This is a genomic window from Plantibacter sp. MPB07, from assembly GCF_046619465.1.
Classification (GTDB): domain Bacteria; phylum Actinomycetota; class Actinomycetes; order Actinomycetales; family Microbacteriaceae; genus Plantibacter; species Plantibacter auratus.
Genome location: NZ_CP177043.1, coordinates 3,936,310 through 3,956,067 on the forward strand (window position 1 = coordinate 3,936,310; position 19,758 = coordinate 3,956,067).

21 protein-coding genes are annotated in these 19,758 nt (G+C 69.7%); 7 read left to right on the forward strand and 14 right to left on the reverse strand.

What is annotated here, in order from left to right; translation table 11 throughout:
* Positions 1-52: 52 nt before the first annotated feature.
* The 6 genes from ACLIME_RS18425 (at position 53) to ACLIME_RS18450 (ending at position 2,701) form a co-directional block, all read left to right on the forward strand.
* Entirely contained in the window at positions 53-511 is a 459-nt protein-coding gene (locus tag ACLIME_RS18425; protein WP_411557861.1) for an Asp23/Gls24 family envelope stress response protein, read from the forward strand.
* Positions 508-699: a DUF2273 domain-containing protein gene (locus ACLIME_RS18430; protein WP_056008790.1), complete on the forward strand. Its 192-nt coding sequence runs from the start codon at positions 508-510 to the stop codon at positions 697-699. The genes ACLIME_RS18425 and ACLIME_RS18430 overlap by 4 nt, the downstream gene beginning before the upstream one ends.
* Entirely contained in the window at positions 696-1,109 is a 414-nt protein-coding gene (locus ACLIME_RS18435) for a hypothetical protein (RefSeq protein ID WP_079705038.1), read from the forward strand. Before ACLIME_RS18430 ends, ACLIME_RS18435 begins: the two co-directional genes overlap by 4 nt.
* The gene (locus ACLIME_RS18440; protein WP_137242342.1) at positions 1,106-1,711 is read left to right on the forward strand and encodes a DUF6286 domain-containing protein; all 606 of its coding nucleotides are present in this window, start codon (positions 1,106-1,108) and stop codon (positions 1,709-1,711) included. Before ACLIME_RS18435 ends, ACLIME_RS18440 begins: the two co-directional genes overlap by 4 nt.
* Positions 1,708-2,331 carry a hypothetical protein gene (locus tag ACLIME_RS18445; RefSeq protein ID WP_411557862.1) on the forward strand — a complete coding sequence of 208 codons (624 nt, stop codon included), beginning with the start codon at positions 1,708-1,710 and terminating at the stop codon, positions 2,329-2,331. The genes ACLIME_RS18440 and ACLIME_RS18445 overlap by 4 nt, the downstream gene beginning before the upstream one ends.
* A gap of 151 nt (positions 2,332-2,482) precedes the next feature.
* Entirely contained in the window at positions 2,483-2,701 is a 219-nt protein-coding gene (locus ACLIME_RS18450; protein ID WP_064294172.1) for a hypothetical protein, read from the forward strand.
* Between the two features lie 75 nt (positions 2,702-2,776).
* Here the strand turns inward: ACLIME_RS18450 and ACLIME_RS18455 are convergent, their stop codons facing one another.
* The 5 genes from ACLIME_RS18455 to ACLIME_RS18475 all read right to left on the reverse strand — a co-directional run bounded on the left by ACLIME_RS18455 (position 2,777) and on the right by ACLIME_RS18475 (position 8,193).
* On the reverse strand, positions 2,777-3,553 hold the full coding sequence (locus tag ACLIME_RS18455) for an amino acid ABC transporter ATP-binding protein (RefSeq protein ID WP_274598595.1): 777 nt from the start codon (positions 3,551-3,553) through the stop codon (positions 2,777-2,779).
* Positions 3,550-4,521 (reverse strand): amino acid ABC transporter permease, encoded by a 972-nt coding sequence (locus ACLIME_RS18460; protein WP_079705041.1) that lies wholly within the window; start codon positions 4,519-4,521, stop codon positions 3,550-3,552. Before ACLIME_RS18460 ends, ACLIME_RS18455 begins: the two co-directional genes overlap by 4 nt.
* A gap of 2 nt (positions 4,522-4,523) precedes the next feature.
* Positions 4,524-5,417, reverse strand: a complete 894-nt coding sequence (locus ACLIME_RS18465; RefSeq protein WP_411557863.1) for an ABC transporter substrate-binding protein — start codon at positions 5,415-5,417, stop codon at positions 4,524-4,526.
* 1 nt (position 5,418) lies between these two features.
* On the reverse strand, positions 5,419-7,122 hold the full coding sequence (locus tag ACLIME_RS18470) for an amidohydrolase (RefSeq protein ID WP_411557864.1): 1,704 nt from the start codon (positions 7,120-7,122) through the stop codon (positions 5,419-5,421).
* A 213-nt stretch (positions 7,123-7,335) separates the two neighbouring features.
* Positions 7,336-8,193, reverse strand: a complete 858-nt coding sequence (locus tag ACLIME_RS18475) for an SDR family oxidoreductase (protein ID WP_411557865.1) — start codon at positions 8,191-8,193, stop codon at positions 7,336-7,338.
* 116 nt (positions 8,194-8,309) lie between these two features.
* Here ACLIME_RS18475 and ACLIME_RS18480 point away from each other — a divergent pair, with 116 nt between their 5' ends.
* Positions 8,310-8,681 carry a winged helix-turn-helix transcriptional regulator gene (locus ACLIME_RS18480; protein ID WP_411557866.1) on the forward strand — a complete coding sequence of 124 codons (372 nt, stop codon included), beginning with the start codon at positions 8,310-8,312 and terminating at the stop codon, positions 8,679-8,681.
* On the opposite strand, the gene ACLIME_RS18485 is transcribed toward ACLIME_RS18480, so the two are convergent.
* The 9 genes from ACLIME_RS18485 to ACLIME_RS18525 all read right to left on the reverse strand — a co-directional run bounded on the left by ACLIME_RS18485 (position 8,678) and on the right by ACLIME_RS18525 (position 19,527).
* Positions 8,678-9,931, reverse strand: a complete 1,254-nt coding sequence (locus ACLIME_RS18485) for a four-carbon acid sugar kinase family protein (RefSeq protein ID WP_411557867.1) — start codon at positions 9,929-9,931, stop codon at positions 8,678-8,680. The two genes, ACLIME_RS18480 and ACLIME_RS18485, sit on opposite strands and share 4 nt — an antisense overlap.
* A complete protein-coding gene (locus ACLIME_RS18490) occupies positions 9,928-10,815 on the reverse strand; it encodes an NAD(P)-dependent oxidoreductase (RefSeq protein WP_411557868.1) in 888 nt (295 codons plus the stop codon). Before ACLIME_RS18490 ends, ACLIME_RS18485 begins: the two co-directional genes overlap by 4 nt.
* A gap of 559 nt (positions 10,816-11,374) precedes the next feature.
* A complete protein-coding gene (locus tag ACLIME_RS18495) occupies positions 11,375-12,646 on the reverse strand; it encodes a DUF222 domain-containing protein (RefSeq protein WP_411557869.1) in 1,272 nt (423 codons plus the stop codon).
* A 602-nt stretch (positions 12,647-13,248) separates the two neighbouring features.
* A complete protein-coding gene (locus tag ACLIME_RS18500) occupies positions 13,249-13,956 on the reverse strand; it encodes a FadR/GntR family transcriptional regulator (protein WP_124768647.1) in 708 nt (235 codons plus the stop codon).
* 367 nt (positions 13,957-14,323) lie between these two features.
* Positions 14,324-15,025 carry a phosphoribosylformylglycinamidine synthase subunit PurQ gene (gene purQ / locus ACLIME_RS18505; RefSeq protein ID WP_064294181.1) on the reverse strand — a complete coding sequence of 234 codons (702 nt, stop codon included), beginning with the start codon at positions 15,023-15,025 and terminating at the stop codon, positions 14,324-14,326.
* On the reverse strand, positions 15,022-15,282 hold the full coding sequence (purS, locus tag ACLIME_RS18510; RefSeq protein ID WP_064294182.1) for a phosphoribosylformylglycinamidine synthase subunit PurS: 261 nt from the start codon (positions 15,280-15,282) through the stop codon (positions 15,022-15,024). The genes purQ and purS overlap by 4 nt, the downstream gene beginning before the upstream one ends.
* Before the next feature lie 104 nt (positions 15,283-15,386).
* Entirely contained in the window at positions 15,387-16,964 is a 1,578-nt protein-coding gene (locus ACLIME_RS18515; RefSeq protein WP_079705048.1) for an APC family permease, read from the reverse strand.
* Positions 16,961-17,857 (reverse strand): universal stress protein, encoded by an 897-nt coding sequence (locus tag ACLIME_RS18520; RefSeq protein WP_086474644.1) that lies wholly within the window; start codon positions 17,855-17,857, stop codon positions 16,961-16,963. Before ACLIME_RS18520 ends, ACLIME_RS18515 begins: the two co-directional genes overlap by 4 nt.
* A gap of 311 nt (positions 17,858-18,168) precedes the next feature.
* Positions 18,169-19,527, reverse strand: a complete 1,359-nt coding sequence (locus ACLIME_RS18525) for an NAD(P)/FAD-dependent oxidoreductase (protein WP_314139949.1) — start codon at positions 19,525-19,527, stop codon at positions 18,169-18,171.
* Positions 19,528-19,758 lie beyond the last annotated feature (231 nt).

Genomic DNA, 19,758 nt, shown 5'->3' on the forward strand with positions numbered 1-19,758 from the left:
ACCAACGAAGCGATCAACCGCTCGCTCGAGACGAACCAGGAAGGGCAACACCATGTCGAACACCACCAACTCCCCGAAGCCCACCGTCACGAAGGGTGTCGTCGGCGAGAACAACGCCGCCACGCAGACGAACACCCACGGCAAGACGGTCATCGACAACGGCGTGGTCGCGAAGATCGCCGGCATCGCAGCCCGCGAGGTCCGCGGCGTGCACGCCCTCGGTGGTGGCGCAGCCCGTGCCTTCGGTGCCATCCGCGACGCCATCGGCTCCTCCGACCTGTCGCAGGGCATCCGCGTCGAGGTCGGCAAGACCCAGGTCGCCGTCGACGTCGTGATCGTCGCCGACTACCCGGTCGACCTGCAGGCCGTCGCGAGCGAGGTCCGCGCCTCCATCATCCGCGCGATCGAGCAGTTCGTCGGCATGGAGGTCACCGAGGTCAACGTGACCGTCAGCGACGTCTTCATCCCGTCCGACGACGAGGACCAGAACGCCGAGGCGCGAGTCCAGTGACCGCCACCAACACCGGCATCCTGATCGGTGCCGTCCTCGCACTCAGCTGGGTGGCCTTCGGGTTCTGGGCGTTCGTGTTCGTCGCGGTCGCGATGGGGATCGGCGCCCTCGTGGCCCGCATCGTCACCGGCCAGACCGACCTGAACGCGATCGTCGACGCCGTCCGCGGGAAGCGCGTCTCGTCATGACCACCGCCGTCCTCGACCGGGGTGTCCCCTCGGTCGCCGAAGCTCCCGGCGTGCACCCGCACGGCGGGCCGGGCCGGACGCGGATCACCGCGAAGGCCCTCGAGCACGTCGCCGTGAACATCGCGGCCGAATCGCTCGGGGTCCCGGCGGGACGCGTGAAGGTCGAGCTGGCCGACGACCGGGGCGCACTCGCGCTCATCGTCACCTCGCCGATGCGTGCGATCCCGCTGGCGCGCGTCTCGGCCACCCCCGACGCGCTCCAGCGCTCCGGGGGCTCCATCGTCGAGCGCGTCTCGGCCGCCACCGGTGCCATCGCCGCTCGCGTCGAGCAGTTGTCCGGTTCGAGCGTCTCGCGCGTCTCCATCCGCGTGAGCGGACTCGAGATCGACCAGGAAGGACGCGTGTCATGACCCCCACAGCCACGACCCCGGTCACCGGCCCGACGCGGGTGCTCCGGCGCCTGGCTCGCCGCGAACTGCACTCGCCGCGCTCGACCGCCGCGATCCTCCTCGCGGTCCTGCTCGTGCTCGTCGCGCTCTGGATCGCCGTGGAGACGGTGCTCGCCCTCATCGGCGTCCGCCCGCTCCTCGTCGCCCCGGGTGAGATCCCGGGAGCCGCGGCCAGCCTGCCGACGACGCAGCCCGTCATCCTCGCCGTCGCAGGCGCACTCGTGCTCCTGCTCGGGGTGGTCCTCATCGGGATCGCGCTCGGACCGGGGCGTCGTCACCGCCATCTGTTGTCGACCGGGCGCGTACTCGCGGTCGTCGATGACGAGGTCATCGCGTCGGCCCTCGCACAGCGCGCTTCGACGACGGCTGCCACGCATCCTGACGGCACCTCCGTGGCCGTCGGCCGGCGGAGCGCCGCGATCCGGATCACCCCCGCCAGCGGCATGCCCGTCGACCGGTCCGAGGTCGACCGCGCCGTCGCCGCCGACCTCGACGCGTTCGGCCTGCAGCCGTCGCTCCGGGCGACCACCTCCATCTCGTCGAACGGGAAGGTCGGACAGTGAACTCCACCAACCGCGGACTGAACCGTCTGCTCATCCTCCTCATCGGACTCGTGTTCGTCGTGATCGGGGCGGCGGCGCTCGCCGTCGTCACCGTGCCCGTCGTCGCCGACTGGTGGCGCGACAACCGTGACGCGGTGCTCGACACGATCGACGGCTGGTTCGCCTGGAACCCGTTCGCCGCTGCGCCCGGCGCGGACGCCGGACAGACGGCCCCGGTCCTCGTCCCGATCGTCGGGATCGTGCTGCTCGTGATCGTCGCCGCCCTGCTCATCTCGTTCGTCCTGCGTCAGGGTCGTGGCCGTTCCGGCGTCGTGCATCGCGCGACCGTCGAGCACGGCGACATCGTGCTCGAGACGGACGTCGCGGCCAACGCGCTCGGCGATGCGCTCGACGACACCGAAGCGTTCTCATCCGTCCGCGTCTCCGCCTGGGACGTGAACCGGGCGCAGGCGCTCAAGGTCGCCGTCACCTGCCGGCGCGGCGTCTCGCCCCGCACGGCGGTGGAGACCGTCAGCACGGCGGTGGAGTCGCTCGATCGCCTGCTCGGCGTCGAGCTCCCCGTCCTCGTCGAGGTCGGTGGCGGCTTCCGCGCCGCCAAGCCGAAGCGCGTCCTCCAGTGACCGTCTCTGATCCGGACGTGCCGGCGCAATTGCAAGCCCCCGTCCGAATCGGCTGATCCGCAGCCGCGCGTCGCAGAATGCCAGTGTCGCGGGAAGAACCATCGGGACACATCAACGCCCCACGGCGATCCGTGGGAGAGGGAGCAACACCATGGGTAAGAAGATCCTCCTCATCATCGTCGGCCTCATCGCCTTCGGTGCCTACACGCTCGGCGCGAAGGCCGGACGCACCCGGTACCGCGAGATCAAGCACGCCGCAGAAGAGTTCTGGAACGACCCTCGCGTCGAGAAGGCGCGCAAGAAGGCCGTGAAGAACGCGAAGAAGGCCACGGCGAAGGCCCAGAAGGAAGTCCAGAAGAAGCTCCACTGAGCCCCTTCGCCCGCCCGTCCTCGGGTGGAACGCCGCCCGCTCGCCCAGGTCTGGGAGAGCGGGCGGCGTTCGTGCTCACAACACCTTCGACAGGAACGCGCGCGTCCTGGCGTGCTGCGGATTGGCGAGTACCTCGCGGGGCGCTCCCGTCTCCACGACGACGCCGCCGTCCATGAACACGAGCGAGTCGGCCACCTCTCGGGCGAACCCCATCTCGTGCGTGACGACGATCATCGTCATGCCGTCCTTCGCGAGTCCCTTCATGACGTCGAGGACCTCGCCGACCAGCTCCGGGTCGAGTGCCGAGGTCGGCTCGTCGAACAGCATGAGCTTCGGGTCCATCGCGAGGGCCCGCGCGATCGCGACCCGCTGCTGCTGACCGCCTGACAGGTGGCCGGGGTACGCCGCCGCCTTGTCGCTCAGACCGACCCGGTCCAGAAGTTCCCGGCCGCGCTGCTCGGCGACCGCTCGCCGTTGGCCTTTCACCTGCATGGGTGCCTCGATGATGTTCTCGAGCGCCGTCATGTGGGGGAACAGGTTGAACCGCTGGAACACCATGCCGATGTCGCGCCGCTGCTTCGCCGCCTCCTTGGGCTTCAACTCGTAGAGCTTGTCACCCCGCTCGCGGTATCCGATGAGGTCACCCTCGACGAGCAACCGTCCGCCGTCGACCCGCTCCAGGTGGTTGATGCAGCGCAGGAAGGTCGACTTGCCGGAGCCCGACGGCCCGACCAGGCACATCACCTCGCCGCGTCGTACCGTGAGCGAGATGTCCTTGAGAACCGTGTTCGAGCCGAAGGACTTCACCACGCCCTCCGCGCGGACCATGTCGGTCGTGTCCGTGATCGTCATCGTCGTTCTCCGCTCTCGCCGTCGGCAGGACTCTGCTTGGCGCGCGCCTCGGCCTCCTGGACCTGGATGGCCTCGGTCGTGACCGGTGCCCCCGCGTCGATCCTGGTGAGCCCGCGCGCGAACCGCTTCTCCAGGAAGTACTGACCCACCATCAGGATCGAGGTGAACAGCAGGTACCAGAGCGACGCGACGATGAGCAGCGGGATCGGGTTGAACGTCTCGGACGAGATGTCCCGCGACCTCGTGTAGAGCTCCTGCGTGAACGGGACGGCCGTCACGAGCGAGGTGGTCTTGAGCATCGAGATCACCTCGTTGCCCGTCGGCGGGATGATGATCCGCATCGACTGCGGCAGGATGACCCGCCGCATCGTCTGCGCCCAACTCATCCCGAGCGCCGTCGACGCCTCCTCCTGTCCGCGGTCCACCGACAGCAGACCGGCGCGCACGATCTCCGACATGTAGGCGGCCTCGTTGAGCGCCAGCCCGATGACGGCGATCCAGAACGTGTTCAGCGCGGCGTCCGTCGGCAGCTGCGCGATCGGCGGGAGGAACGGCAGTCCGATGTTGAGCGTCGGGTAGATCGTCGCGAGCAGGCCCCAGAAGACCAGCTGCACGTAGACCGGCGTCCCGCGGAACAGCCAGACGAAGCCCCATGCGATGGCTTTGAGCACCGGGTTCGGCGACAGTCTCATGATCGCGAGCACGACGCCGAGGACGATGGCGCCGATCATCGAGTACACCGTCAGCTGCAGCGTGATGAGCGCTGCCATGGTGATCCGCCGGTCGAAGACGTACTTGCCGACGGCCGGCCAGTCGTACGCCGGTCGCGTCGCCGCGTCGACCACGAAGGCGACGAGCAACAGCACGATGATGACGGCGAACACGTTCCGCCACGGATGGCGGAGCTTGACGACCTTCAACGGCACCGGGGGCGCGGACGCCGTTCCGGTGGTTCTGGAGTCGCTCACGGTCAGCTCGTCGCGCCGTTGATGTCGATCTTGTCGATGGCGCCGGACTCGACGCCCCACTTGCTCAGGATCGAGCCGTAGGTGCCGTCCTCCATGAGGGACTGCAGGGCGGCCTGGAGGGCCTTGCCGAGGTCGCCACGATCCTTGGCGATCGGCATGCCGTAGAGGAACGTGGAGTACACGTCGCCGGACAGTTCGAGCTTGCCGTCGCTCTGCTGCACGGCGTACTGCACGACCGGGGAGTCGGCGGTCATCGCGTCGGCGCGGCCGAGCGTGACCGCTGCCGTCGCCTCGTCCTGCGTGTCGTAGCCGAGGGCCTCGATCGCGGGCTTGCCGGCGTCGGTGCAGGCCTGCGACTTGGCGGGGACGTCGTCGAGGGCCTCCGTCGTGCCGTTCTGGACGGCGACCTTCAGCCCACAGGCGTTGTCGGGGTCGACGGACTTGCCCGCGAGGGTCGCCCACTGGATCCCGGCCGTGAAGTAGTCGACCATGTCGACCTGCTGCTGACGTTCCTTGGTGTCGAAGAAGGACGACAGCCCGACGTCGTACTTGCCACCGGTGATGCTCGGGATGATGTTGTCGAACTTGGCCACCTGGTAGTCGGTGGTGAGGCCGAGCTTGCCGGCCATCGCGTCGGCGAGCTCGATCTCCCACCCGATCGGGTCGCCGTTCGCGTCCTTGAACTCGTTGGGCGCGTAGGTCGCGTCGGTGCCGAGGATGAGCTTGCCGGCCTGACGGATGTCGTCGGGGAGCAGTGCCTCGGCGGCCTTGTCGATGGTCACCGCGGCAGCTGAGCCGGTGGCGTCGGGTGTGGCGACCTCGTTGTTGACGCAGCCGGTGAGCAGCAGCGCGGCGGCGGCCGTGAGTGCGGCCGGGAGCAGGTATCGGTTCTTCATGTCAGGTTCCTTGCTCGGTTGATGTGGTGGTGGAGGTGAAGACGCGGCGTCCGGCGATCCAGGTCCCGACGGTCCTGGTGTGCGCGATCTGGGTGGTGGGGCCGGCGAACGGGTCGCGATCGACGAGGACGAGGTCTGCGACGGCGCCGACCTCGATCACTCCGGTGTCGTCGCGGTGGTCGATCCGGTTGGACCCGTGCGTGTACGCGGCGATCGCCGCCCCGAGCGTCAGCGACTGTCCCGGGTTGAGCGGTTCGGGGTGGTGGTCGGGATCGTCGGCCGGGAGCGTCCGGTTGACCGCCACATGCAGGGCCTGCCACGGGTCGGGGGTCGTGACGGGCCAGTCCGATCCGGCGCAGAGCAGGGTGCCGAGTCGTGCCGCATCGCCGAACGGATACTGCCAGGAGGCGCGATCCTCGCCGAGCAGGGGCAGGTTCAGCTCGACCATCTGGGGCTCCCACGTGGCCCAGAGCGCCTGCATGTTCATCGTGACGCCGAGTCGGGCGAACCGTGGCAGGTCGTCGGGGTGGACGATCTGCACGTGCGCGATGTGGTGCCGGTTGTCGCTCTCGCCGTTGCGCTCCCGCGCGGCCTCGAGGGCGTCGAGGCACTCGCGGACCGCCCGGTCGCCGATCGCGTGGAAGTGGACCTGGAATCCGGCGGCGTCGAGCCTCGTGACCGCCTCGACGAGGGTCGCGGGCTCCAGGAAGGAGATGCCGCGCTCGGGCGCGGTCTCTCCGCAGTGGCAGGTGCGGAGGTAGGGGTCGATCATCGCGGCGGTCCGGTTCTCGGGGATGCCGTCCTGCATGATCTTGACGGTGCCCGCCGTGAAGCGCCCGGTCGTCGTCCCGAGGGCTGCGGCGCGGCGTGCGATCGCGTCGCGGCGTGCGATGAGTTCGTCGATCTGCTCGAGTCCACGATCCCGGTCCCACCAGAGCGCCCCCACGACGTCGCTGGTGAGTGACCCGTCCGCCATCGCCTGCAGGTAGGCGTCGCTCGTGTCGGTGTGACTGCCGTAGTCGCCGACGATCGCATCCTGCCAGCCGGTGACGCCGAAGCCGTGGAGGGTCTGCTGGGCTGCGACGAGGGCTGCCGCGACGTCCTCGTCGGTGTCGACGGGGACGAACCGGGACACGAGCGAGCGGGCACCCTCGTGGAGCATGCCGTTCGGGGTGCCGTCCGCGTCCCGCTCGATCCGGCCGTCGGCGGGGTCCGGTGTGGTGTCGTCGATGCCGGCGAGGCGGAGTGCCGCGGTGTTCACCCAGGCACCGTGGTGGTCGCGGTTCTGGAGGAAGACGGGGCGGTCCGGCACCACCCGGTCGAGGTCAGCGGCGAGCGGGGTGCCGCCGGGGAAGGCGGCTTGTTGCCAGCCGCCGCCGACGATCCACGGGCGCTCGGGGTGGGCCTCGGCGTAGGCGGCGATCGTGGCGAGGTACCCCTCGGGGGTGCGCTCGGCCGACAGGTCGCACGCGAGCTGTTCGAGTCCGGCCTCAATCGGATGGACGTGCGCGTCGACGAAGCCGGGGAGCAGCAGACCGCCTCGGAGGTCCACGATCTCGGTGTCGGGACCGATCGCCGCGTGTGCGTCGGCGTCGAGAGCGACGATCCGGCCGTCGGAGACGGCGACGGCACCGGTCTGCGGCGTGAGCAGGGCGTTCCGGAAGACGGTGCCTCCGGTGAAGACCGTGTCCGCGTTGCTCGTCATATCACCTGCTCGAAGCGTCGGTGGTGCCGTCTGGCCGGCGCGTCATCCTCGGCGCGCTAGCGGTATCGAGAGCATAACCCGGATCGAGGTGACGGATTCGTGCGTCGGATCGCGTTTCTGCAACGGATTCCTCCAGCCGTGGCGTCAGCGCACGCGAACGGGCCCGGAGCATGTGCTCCGGGCCCGGCTGATTGCAGGAGGTGTGGACGCGGCTCAGGCGACGAGCGTGCGCAGTCCTTCGATCAGGGGCGTGGTCGGACGCCCGATCAGCCGACCGAGGTCGCCGCTCGTGTCGGCGAGGAGCCCGTCACGGGTGTTACCGTCGAGGGCGACGACGAATCCCGCGGTGCCCTCGTCGAGACCGGCGGCCAGCAGGGCCGTCAGGTGGTCCTCGGGGGAGAGGTCCTGGTACACGACCTCGCGGCCGACGACCTCGCCGATCGCCTGCGCCAGCTCGTTGTGCGACCACGCGACGTCGCCGGCGAGCTCGTAGGCCTTGCCCTCGTGTCCGTCGGTGGTGAGGACGACGGCGGCCGCCTCCGCGTAGTCGGTACGCGACGCGCTCGACACGAGACCGTCGCCGACGCTCCCGACGAACGATCCGGTCGCCTTGGCCTGGTCGACGGACTGGCCGTAGTTCTCGGTGTACCAGCCGTTGCGGAGGATGGTGAAGGGGAGGCCGGACGCGTGGATGAGCTCCTCGGTCGCCTTGTGCTCGGGGGCGAGGATCAGTGGGGAGGTGTCGGCCCGGAGCGCGCTCGTGTAGACGAGGCGGGCGACGCCGGCGCGCTTGGCGGCGTCGATGACCGCGGCGTGCTGGGCGACGCGCTGGCCGACCTCGCTGCTGGAGACGAGCAGGACCGTGTCGCCGGCCTCGAGGGCGGCGTCGAGAGTGGCCGGGTCGGCGAAGTCGACCTTGGCGGTGCGGACGCCCTGCGCGGCGAGATCGGCGAGCGCCTCGGTCCGGCGGCCGGTGGCGACGATGGTGGCGGGGTCGGTGCCGCGGGCGAGCAGGTGCTCGACGACGAGGTGGCCGAGCTGGCCGGTGGCTCCGGTGACGACGAGAGACATGTGAGGGTCCTTTCGATGGGGTTCGCTGAGGAGGAACCCGCTTCCGATCACATTACTTCCCGATCTGCAGTACCCACTTTGAGGTAAGCTACTGTCCGATAAGTAAGGAATGAGCCATGACAAGCGTAGACACGCGGCTGGGAAGACGCCCCGGATTCACCGACGGCATCCTGCCTGCCGCCTGCCCCTCGCGCACGGTGCTCGACCACGTGACCAGCAAGTGGGGCGTCCTCGTCCTCCTGGCGCTGTCCGACGGCACCCATCGCTGGGGTGAGCTGCGACGGGTGGTCCAGGGGATCAGCGAGAAGATGCTGGCCCAGACGCTCCGCACGCTCGAGGAGGACGGCCTCGTCGTCCGCGTCGCGCACCCCGAGATCCCGCCCCGTGTCGAGTACAGCCTGAGCGACCGGGGTCGCGACCTCAACGAGCACCTGATGCCCTTGATGGCGTGGATCGACCACAACGCGTCGGAGATCCTCGGACGCTAGGCGGTCCGGCCGAGCGCTGCGAGGACGTCGACGAGCGTCGCCGGGTCGCCGACGTTGCCCGGGACGACCACGTAGAGCTTCTCCTCGTCCTCGGGTGTCACCACGCTCCACACCGAGACCCCGGGCAGCACCTGTCCGAGGACGCGCGCGCGTCTGGCGCCGAGTCCGACCCGGGCGACCTCGGCGGAGGTGATGCCGCCCTTCGACACGACGACCTCCACCGATCGTCGGAGCGCGGCGGTCGCCGACGTCAGCGCGATCATCACCCGCTCGCCGTGGTCGAGCGTGTTGTGCGAGGCGTCCCGTTCCCGCTCGGACGAGATCGCGGCGAACCCCGTCGCGGTGAGTCGCGCTCGAGCGGCGTCCGCCACGGCCCGTCCGGTGGCGACGGCATCCTGGAGGGCGTCGCTCGTGGGGACGATCTCGGCGGGGCCGAACGCCGCCTCGACGGGCGCGAGCTGTCGAGTCGCACCGATGGTGTGGGAGCCGCAGACGAGGAGCGCGGCGACCGGCTTCGCGACGAGCGGCGAGGGGAGGAGGCCGTCGCTCTCGACGCCCGCGATGGCCGCAGCGAGGGGTGACGCTGACCGGACGACCACGTCGGCTCCGTCGGCCCAGGCCGCCGTGATGGCCTGCGCGATGATCCGGACGTCGTCTCCCGTCTCCGCGTCCGGAAGGAGCACCGTTCCGGGAACGGCTTCGCGGAGAGCTGCGCGGAACTCGGCGGCGCCGTCGCGGAGACCCGCCAGACCGAAGTGGGTGGCCTCCCGCCCGGACTGTTCGCGCACGTAGTCCGGCAGGTGTCCCGAGCGGAACGGGAAGACGGGGTCCTGGGCGTACTCCGTCTCGTGGGCCGGCAGTGTCTCGTCACCGATCCGGACGTAGTGGGTGCCGTCGATCGTCGTGCGCCCGCCCTCCGGGAAGGCCGGGACGAACACGATGACGCTGCGGTCCCCGGTGAAGACGGCGGTCTCGGCGAACACGTGCCCGCGCAGGGTCGAGTCACCTCGGAGGACGATGTGGATGCGTTCTCCGAGACGACGGCCGGCCTCCGCCGCCTGCTCGCGGGTGCGTTCCAGGAGCGCGACGGCCTCGTCCTCCGGGACGGCGCGGGTGTTGGTGAGCAGGTAGACCGCGTCGGCTCCGCCGAGGGCCTGCTCGATGAGGTCGGCGTCCCACTCCAGCAGGACGTCGACGCCGGAGGCCGACTGCGTGCCGGTGGGGTCGTCGTCGAGGATGAGGGTCTTCATGCGTGGGGATCCTGGTAGGTCTCGATCACGCGGGAGTCGTCGCGTGCGCCGAGGCCGGACGCCGCAGCGGCGAGGAAGCGTTCGCGCGCCGCGTCGAGGACGGGGGTCGCGGCTCCGGCGGCGCTCGCCGCATCGGCGACGAGGCCGGTGTCCTTGACGAAGATGTCGACGCGGCTCATCACCGGGGCATCGGTGTCCTGCAGCATGCGGGGTCCGCGGTCCGACAGCATCCAGGACGCGGCTGCACCGGACTCGACGAGGGGGAGGACGGCCGCCGGGTCGAGTCCGAGCGAGGACGCGAGGGCGAGGGCTTCGGCGGCAGCGGCGATGTGCACCGCGCAGAGGTGCTGGTTGACGACCTTGATCGCCTGGCCGTCGCCGATGGCTTCGCCGACGAGCCTGGCTGTGCCGAGGGCGGCGAGCGGCTCCGCTGCGGCCGCGGTGGCGGCGGGGGATCCGGATACGAACATGGTGAGCTCGCCGGTGCTGGCGCGTGCCACGCCGCCGGTGACCGGTGCGTCGACGACCGCTGCGCCCGCGGCTTCGAGACGGGCGGCCTGCTCGACGACGGAGGCGGGGCCGACGGTGCTCATGATGATCCAGGTCTGGCCGGCGGGATCGGTGTCGGCGAGGGCGAGGGTGACGAGTTCGGCGAGCTGGTCGGGCGTCGCGACCATGACCACGACGGTGTCGGCTTGCGGTGCCTCGGTGATGGATCCGACCGCGCTGATCCCGGCGCCGGCCGCGCGTTCCCGTGCGGCGGGGAAGGGGTCGACGCCCGTGACCCGGTGGCCGGCCGCGGCGAGCTGGGTGGCCATCGGCAGGCCGATCGCGCCGATACCGACGAAGGTGATGGTGCGTGCGGGCAGTGGCGTCGATGCCATGGCGTCCTCCGGGCGATTGGTTGGACCAATCGTAGCTGCCGGTGTCGACACGGGCAAGCGCCCGGTGGTGGGCGCCCGGCTGCCCGTCGACACGGGGGACGCGGCTCCTTCCGGCCATTGAGCTTGTCGAAATGCCCCCGAGGACCCGTCGACAGGCGCACTGCGGCGCAGCTCAGCGATCGAGGGTGATTCGGGGAACCCTAGCCCGATGGCCGAGGTGGCGCGGCTCGGCTGCCCTTCGACGGGCTCAGGGACCGGGCCATCCGGGTGAACCTTTCCCGCTCATCGAGGCGGCGCGACCCGAGTGCCCTTCGACAGGCTCAGGGACCGAAAGCGTGCGAGCACAGGCCAGCCCGGTCACTGAGCTTGTCGAAGTGCCCACGAGGAACCCTTCGACTGGCTCGTGTACCGAAGCGTTCCGGGTTCACCTCTGCCGGTCACTGAGCTTGTCGAAGTGCCCACGAGGACTCCTCGTCGTTCCGGGTACACCTCTTCCGGTCACTGAGCTTGTCGAAGTGCCCACGAGGAACCCTTCGACGGGCTCAGGGACCGGCGGGGGTCAGAACGGTGCGGGGTCCGGTTCCGTTCGATGGTGTTTCCCGTCGGGTGTCGTCCAGTCGAGGACGCCGCCGGGTCCGTGGTCGAGGTTCCATCCGGGCAGATGCTTCATCCGGTGATGATGTCGACACAGGCAGGCGAGATTGCCGACATCCGTTGCCCCGCCGTCCTCCCAGGCAACCGAGTGGTCGAGGTCGCAGGCCCGGGCGCGTCTGCCGCAGCCTGGTGCGCGACAGGTGCCGTCCCGGAGGCGCACTGCGCGCTGCAGGTCGGCGGGAACGCGGTACTGGTTGCGTCCGACGGAGAGGATCGCGCCGGTTTCGGGTTGGACGAGGATCCGGGTGAAGCTTGGCGCGTTCACCGCGATGCGGGCGGCGGTCTCGGGGTCGATCGGACCGTAGCCGTCGAGCATGCCGGGTGCGTCGGAGACGCCGGCCACGGTGAGCGCGGGGACGGTGATCTGCACGGTGGGCTTGATGTGCTCCTGGACCTCGATCGGATGCGGAAGCACCCGGCTCGACATCACGTCTTCCGGGGTCACACCGGTGAGCGCGAGCGCCGCGAGGGCATCCGCCTGCAGCTGAGCGCAGGTGCGAGTGTCGCCCGCCTTGCGTGACTCCGCCGCGGCCGCTTCGACGCGCTCGACGATGCCCTGCGCGATGGGCGCCGTGGTGAACAAGTGCACCCACGCCATGCCGTCGGCTTCGGGTTCGAACTCGACCCGGCGGTCGGCTTCGGAGCGGACCGCTCGGGCGGTGATCGATTCGGGGTGGAGGCGCTCCCGCAGGACACGAGCGCGCCTGCGAAGGTTCGCGTTGGTCGTCTCCTCCGCGACCTGTAGTACCTCAGCGAGGAACGCCGCCCGTCCTGCGGTCGGCACGTCACTGAGTTGGTCGATGATCGTCTGCGCGTGCCGGGCCGAGATGCGACCGGCCTCGAGCGAGGCGAGCACGGCGGGTGCGTCATTGACGAGCCGTTCCGCGTCGTTCGTCGCCCGCTGGACCGTCCGCTCGGGAGTGCGCGTCGCCATCGCGAGGGCCGCGCAGGTCGAGCGGCGCGAGAGCGCCTGCCGTTCGGCCGGCGGGAACACGGCCGGAACGACCGAGTCCGCGAGCGCGTCGGCGTAGGCCGCGGAACGGGCCAGCAACCGAGCCTCCTCGGCGTCCAGACCAGCACGCCGACGCTGGATGTGCGCGTAGTGATCCGAGAACTCCGCAAGCTGCGCGGCGTGCTCGTCGCTCGCGCGGATCGCTGCGGAAGTGGTCTCGGTCATGACTTCAGTCCATCATGGACCACTGACATTCCAGATGCTGAGTCGGCCCGGTTGTGGAAGTTGCTCGTGGGCCCTTCGACAAGCTCAGGGACCGGGAGAAGATCACTGGAGCACAGGAGCTCCCTCGTGGGCCCTTCGACAGGCTCAGGGAGCGGAGGAGGCGTACCGGATTCGCAAGGTTCTCCGCGTGCCCTTCGACAAGCTCAGGGAGCCGGAGGGGGTGCTTCTGGGACCGGAGGGGGTGCTCTGGGGCCGGAGGGGGTGCTCTGGGGCCGGAGGGGGTGCTCTGGGGCCGGAGGGGGTTGCTCAGGGGCCGGGGGGGTTGCTCTGGGACCGGAGGGTTTTCGCATGCACCTCTTCCGGTCACTGAGCTTGTCGAAGTGCTGACGTGGGCACTTCGACAGACTCGGAGGCCGGAGGGGTGTGGCCGGACTCGCGGGGTTCCATCGTTGGCCCTTCGACAAGCTCAGGGAGCGGGGAAGGGTTGCTCGTCGACGGGGTTGGTGAGTGGGAGGGTGCGCCGGTTTGGATGTGTTCCGCGGGCCCTTCGACAGGCTCAGGGATCGGCTGAGGTTGCCGGACGGCGTCGGGGTCGCGACGCGTCAGCTCGCGCCGTCGTCGGTTTCGAGCTGCAACCAGTCCTCGAAGTGCCGGCGCATCGCGCGTCGGGAGGCCTCGGCGTCTCGAGCGGCCAGGGCGTCGACGACGGCGTAGTGCACGCTGTCGGTCCGCCGGACGCCACGCTCGTCCGGCTGCTCCACCTCGATCGCGCGGAGTCGACGCTGCCGGATCGTCTCGCGCAGCACGTGACTGAAGCCCTCGTGCATGAGTCGGAAGATCGGGTCGTCGACGATGGCGTTCAGTCGGCTGTGGAAGTCGACGTCGGCCTCGAGCGCCGCATCGTGATCCCCGGCGAGCGTCGCGGCGATCATGCGGTCGACGTCGTCGCGCAGCACCGCGACCGCTTCGTCGGTGACGAGCCCGGCCGCCGCCTCGGCGACGGTCTCCTCCAGCATCATGCGCGAGCGGGCGAACTGATCGTCGGACAGGTAGCCCAGCTGACGGGAGATGGTGAACCAACTGCGGACGAAGTCGTCGCCCGGAGCGTCGATGGAGGTGCCCCGACCCTGGGTGCGGTGGAGGAAGCCGAGCCGTTCGAGGACCGCGAGCTGTTCGCGAAGGGCGCCGCGGCTCATCTGCAGTGCCTCGCCGAGCTCGCGTTCCGGAGGCAGGCGCCGCGCGGTGGTGCCGGGCTCCGGCGTGGCCAGCTCAACGAGCCTCGCCACGAGCGCTTCGAGCGGCTCCGCCATGCTGCCCCCTCGATTGGTCCGACCAGTGTCGATGGTAGCCGGTGGTGCGGGCCGCCCTTCGACAAGCTCAGGGACCGGATTGGGGCTTAGGGACCTGATTGGGGCTTAGGGACCGGATTGGGGCTCGGGGACCGGATTGGCGCTCTGGGACCGGGTTGAGGCTCAGAGACCGGATTGGGGCTCAGTGACCGGATTGGGGCTCAGTGACCGGATTGGGGCTCAGTGACCGGGGTGGGGCTCAGGGATCGGATTGAGGCTCAGGGACCGGGCGGCGCTCAGGGACCTGGGCGGCGCTGCGGGATCCCTCCACCGACGCAACACGCCCGCCCCGACGGATCGGGACGGGCGTGGAGACGACGTGTGTTGGCTAGACCGCCTGGAGGGCCTGCACAGCGCTCGTGAAGAAGGCGAGACCGTCGACACCGGAGCGCATGGCGAGCGGGGTGTCGGGACCGAAGCCCGGCTCGATCGCGTGCTCGGGGTGCGGCATGAGCCCGACGACGTTGCCGGCCGGGTTCGTGAGGCCGGCGATGTCGTCGAGCGAACCGTTCGGGTTCACGCCCGCGTAGCGGAAGGCGACCAGGCCCTCGCCCTCGACGCGTGCCAGGGTCTCGGCGTCGGCGATATAGCCGCCGTCGGCGTTCTTGAGCGGGATGGTGATCTCCTGCCCCTTCGAGAACTGGTGGGTCCAGGCGGTGTCGGCGTTCTCGACCGTGAGTAGCTGGTCGCGACGGATGAACTGCTGGTGGGCGTTCCGGATGAGGCCACCGGGCAGCAGGTGCGCTTCGACGAGCATCTGGAAGCCATTGCAGATCCCGAGGATCGGCATGCCCTTGCCAGCGGCGTCCTTCAGCTCGGTCATGATCGGCGAGACTGCGGCGATCGCGCCGGCGCGGAGGTAGTCGCCGTAGCTGAAGCCACCCGGCAGGATGACGGCGTCGACACCCTGGAGGTCGTGGTCGCCGTGCCAGAGCGCGACGGGCTCGGCACCCGCCATGCGGACCGCGCGCTGGGCGTCGCGGTCGTCGAGCGAACCGGGGAAGGTGATGACACCGATACGGGTCGTCATGCCTCGGAGCCCTCGGGGTAGTGGATGGCCACGACGTCCTCGATCACGGCGTTCGAGAGGATGTCGTCGGCGATCTGCTGCACCGTGGCGCGCGTGGCGTCGGTGATGGGGCCGTCGACCGTGAGCTCGAAGCGCTTGCCGATGCGGACATCGGTGAACTCGCTCTTGCCGAGACGCGCGAGGGCGCCGGCGACGGCCTTGCCCTGGGGGTCCAGCAGTTCGGCTTTCGGCATGACTTCTACGACGATGGTCGGCACGGAGGTCTCTTTCGTTGCGACGCGGCGGGGATGCGAACAGTCTAGCGCCGAGCGCACGACGCCCGTCCGACGAGGCGCGTCGGACGGGCGTCGTGGTCATCGGGTCATTCCGGGAGGGCGGCGTCCGCTTCGTTCGCGTCGCCGGCGATGCCGCGGGCGAGCGTCTTGTTGCGGAAGAAGTCCGGTCGGAGCTTCGCCTGGATGAGCATGATGACGATGCCCGCCACGATGATGATCATGCCGAGGATGAACACGAGTCCGACACCGCCGATGTTCGACCCGCTGCCGTAGTCGGGGTCGGCGCTCTCGATGATCGTGGTGAAGAAGAGCACGCCCAGGATGAGACCGCCGACGAGCGGGGAGAAGAACTGGAAGAAGAAGTTCCGTGCGCTCGAGAACCACTGCTTCCGGAAGTACCAGACGCACGCGAACGCCGTCAGGCCGTAGTAGAAGCAGATCATCATGCCGAGGGTCGTGATCGTGTCCCAGAGCACGTCCTCGGAGATGAAGCGCATGACCGCGTAGAACACCGACGCGACGACACTCGAGACGATCGTCGCGTAGCCGGGCGTGAAGAACTTCGGGTGCACCTTCGAGAACTTCGGCGACAGCGCGCCGTAGTGCCCCATCGCGAGCAGGGTCCGCGCGGGGGAGACGAACGTCGACTGCAGCGAGGCGGCCGAGGACGACAGCACCGCGATCGACACGAGGATCGCGAGCGGACCGAGGATTGGCCCCGCGAGCGAGAAGAACACGTTGCCCTGGATGTCCTCGTTGCCGAGCCCGAACTCGCCGTCGCCGACGCCCGCGTAGTTGATGAGCGCGACCGACAGGAACAGGTAGAGGACGACGATGATGACGACCGTGGCCGTGGCGGCCTTGCCTGGCGTCGAGCTCGACCCCTTCGTCTCCTCGCTCATCGTCAGCGTGACGTCCCAACCCCAGAAGATGAAGATGGAGAGCGAGAGGCCGGCGGCGAATGCGCTGAACGACCCGACGGCGAACGGGTTGAACCAGTCGAGCGAGATCGGGAGGGCGTCGAACGCGTCCCCGCCCGCGACGTGCGCGAAGGCGACGATGCCGAACAGCACCATCACGAGCAACTGGAAGCCCACGAGCACGTACTGCAGCTTCTGCGTCGTCTGCATGTCGCGATAGGAGATGAGCGTCGCCCCGAGCATGAACGCCAGACAGGTGATGACGTTGATGAACGGGTTCGACGTGAGACCGGCGATGTCGGGGTTCTGGAAGATCTGCGACAGCATCAGGTAGAAGAAGTCGACCGCGATGCCCGCGAGGTTCGAGAGCACGACGATGGTCGCGGCGATGAGGCCCCAACCGGCCATCCAACCGACCCACGGGCCGAACGCGCGCGTCGCCCAGGTGAACGAGGTGCCGGAGTCCGGCATGCGGCTGTTGAGCTCCCGGTAGCCGAAGGCGACGAGCAGCATCGGGATGAAGCCGACGAGGAAGATGGCCGGCACGTGGGTGCCGACCTCCGCGACGGTCGGACCGAGGGCACCGGTCAGCGTGTACGCCGGGGCGATGCACGAGATGCCGATGACGATCGCGCCGACGAGGCCGACGGTGCCGGCGCCGAGGCCCTTCTTGGAGAGGGCGCCCGTCGCGGTCGTCTCGGGGTGGGCGACGTCGCGCGGCGGGGTGGTTTCGGGAGGAGTCATGTCGGGTCTCCGAGGGTCAGCACGGAGTCGCGGGGCACGACCACCATGGGCACGGGGAGCTCACGCAGCATCTTCGCTGCCGTGGAGCCGAGGAAGAGGTGCTTGGGGGTGGCGAGTCGGCTGGAACCGACGAGCACGATCTCCGCGGGCTTCCACTCGAGGTGCGAGACGGCGTCCTCGATGCGGGTGCCCGAGGCGATCTCGGTGGTCACGTCGATGTCCTTCGGCAGGTGCTCGGTCGCGTAGGCGAGGACTTCCGCCGCGTGAGACTCGGCCCGGGCGGTCGCCTCGGGGTGCTCGGCGCCCTCCGGCTGGTCGAGTGCGACGAGCGAGACCAGGCGGAGCGGGATGACCGCGTTCTTGGCGACGACGATGGCCGCGTCGAGCAGCTGGTGCGCGCCGGCCCGGGTGCCGATCGCGCAGGTGATCCGGCTGACCGTGCCGCCGGTGGGCTGCGCGTCGAGGAGGTCGCGGCTGCCGACCGGAGCGAGGGCGACCGGGACGACCGCCGAGTGCAGGAGCGTGTTCGCGACGCTGCCGAGCGTGAACCGGCCGAGGAGTCCGCCGCGCGCCGCACCGATGATGATGAGCCCGCCCTCGAGGATGCGGGAGGCCTCCAGGAGGCCCTCCGCGAACGACTCGTCGTACACGAGGTGCGTCTTGGCCGTGATGTCGGCTGGGACCGCGTCGAGCGCCTCGGCGAGCCAGCGTTCGGCCGTCTCACGGAGGAACCGTTCGTAGCCGGGATCGGCCGGGGTGATCGTCGGGCGTTCCTCGTTCGCGAGCACGAGGACGATGTCGAGCCGGGCGCCGGTGGTCCGAGCGATCCGGATGCCGAGCGCGAGCGCGTCGCGTCCCGCCGGCGTATCGGTGTAGCCAACGATGTATCTCATCTGGTGTTCGCTTTCGATCGGGTGCGAGCGTGTGATGGCGGTTCCTGCCCTTCGACAAGCTCAGGAACCGCCGGTTAAGGAACCGGGACCAGGATGCACGGCGGTGTGCGGGTGTTTCGTTGGTGCAGGGTATCGACGGGGGTGGCCCTTCGACAAGCTCAGGGACCGGAAGTGGTGCTCAGGGACCGGAAGTGGTGCTCAGGGACCGGAGGCGGTGGGCGGGGAGCGGAGCGCCCTTCGACACGCGGTTCCTGAGCTTGTCGAAGGGCAGGGACCGAGGCCCTTCGACAGGCTCAGGAACCGGGAGACGCTTACGCCTGGTGGCGGGCGATGATCGCCTCCGCGGTGTCGGCGCCCTTGCGGATCGCGCCGTCGACGTGCTGGTAGCCCTCGGCGGCGAGGTCGCTCGTCGACCAGAAGATCGGACCGACCGGCGTCGACTGCATGGCGCCGTAGCGCGAGAGTCCACCGAGGTCGAAGCTCGCCGCGTACGCGCCGCGCGTCCACTCTTCGCTGCCCCAGTCGCTCTCGTAGTAGACGACCGGCGAGAGGGCCTGCTCGCCGTAGTAGTGGGACAGCGAGGTGAGGATCCGCTCGCGGCGCTCCTCGGCGCTCAGCTTGAAGACCTCGTCGGCGCGCTCGTCCGAGACGAACCCGACGAGCGTGCCGCGCGGGTCCTCGTGGTTCGTGTTGTCGTAGGCCTCGTGGACGAGCTCGTACGGGCTGAACGCGGTCGCCGACAGGCCGTCCTCGCGCCAGAACGGCGTCTCGTACACGGCGTGGACCTTGATGACGAGCCCGAGCGACATGTGCTGGTGCATCTGGTGGCTGAGGCGCGGCAGCGGCGGCTGGAAGTCGATGCGGGAGTAGAGGTTCGGCGGGACGGCGACGATCGCGTACCGCGCGTTGACCGTCACGCTGTCCGCCTCGGCCGAGACGCCGGCGTCGGACCACTCGAGGCGACGCACGGGCGAGGACAGGTGGACGTCGTCGCCGAGGGCCTCGGCGAGCTTGATCGGAACCTGCTGCAGGCCGCCGACGACGCGCTTGTCGAGGATGAAGTCGGCCTCGACGAGGTGGGTGAAGCTGCCGGCGGACGCCGCCATGAGCAGCGCCTGCAGGAGCGAGAAGGAGTGGGAGGGCTTCGTGAGCATCGCGGCGGCGATGAAGAGGGCGATGTTGTCGCGTGCCTCGACGTCGTCCGTCTGCTCGGCGAGCCAGGCGCTCCACGAGATGCGGTCGTACTCCTTCGCCCGGGCGTGCGCCCACGGCTCGGTGACGCCGACCTCCTCCACGAGCTCGTCGAGGAGGGTGATGAGTCGCTCCATCTCGGCCGCGGTCGACTCGGCGACGGGGAAGATGTCGCCCGTGAAGCGGGTGCGCACGCCCTCGGCATCGACGTAGACGCTGTCGCCCTCGCGGTAGCGGGAGTAGGTGTCGAGTCCGAGCTCCTCGAGCGTGGCGAGCAGCGCGGTCTGGTCGGGGGAGACCCACTGGCCGCCCAGCTCGAGCATGGCTCCGTCGATGTGGTTCGTCCAGAGGCGACCACCGACGCGGTCGCGCGCCTCGAGGACGGCGACGGACAGGCCCGCCGCGCGGAGCTTGGTGGCGGCCGTGAGCCCGGAGGCCCCGGCGCCGATGATGACGACGTCGCGTTCGATAGCGCTCATGAGGTGTCTTCCTGTTCGTGGCCCTTCGACAAGCTCAGGGACCGGGGTGGTGCTCGGGGGACCGGGGTGGTGCTCGGGGGACCGGGGTGCTGCTCGGGTGGCCGGGTGGTGCTCAGGGCCGGGTGGTGCTGGTGTCGGCTGGTGCTCGGGACCGGCGCCGATAGTCGAGTATGGCGGATCCGGCGGTCGGATGGAACCGAGGATGGCGAGGTCGCCGGTCGGATCGGCGAT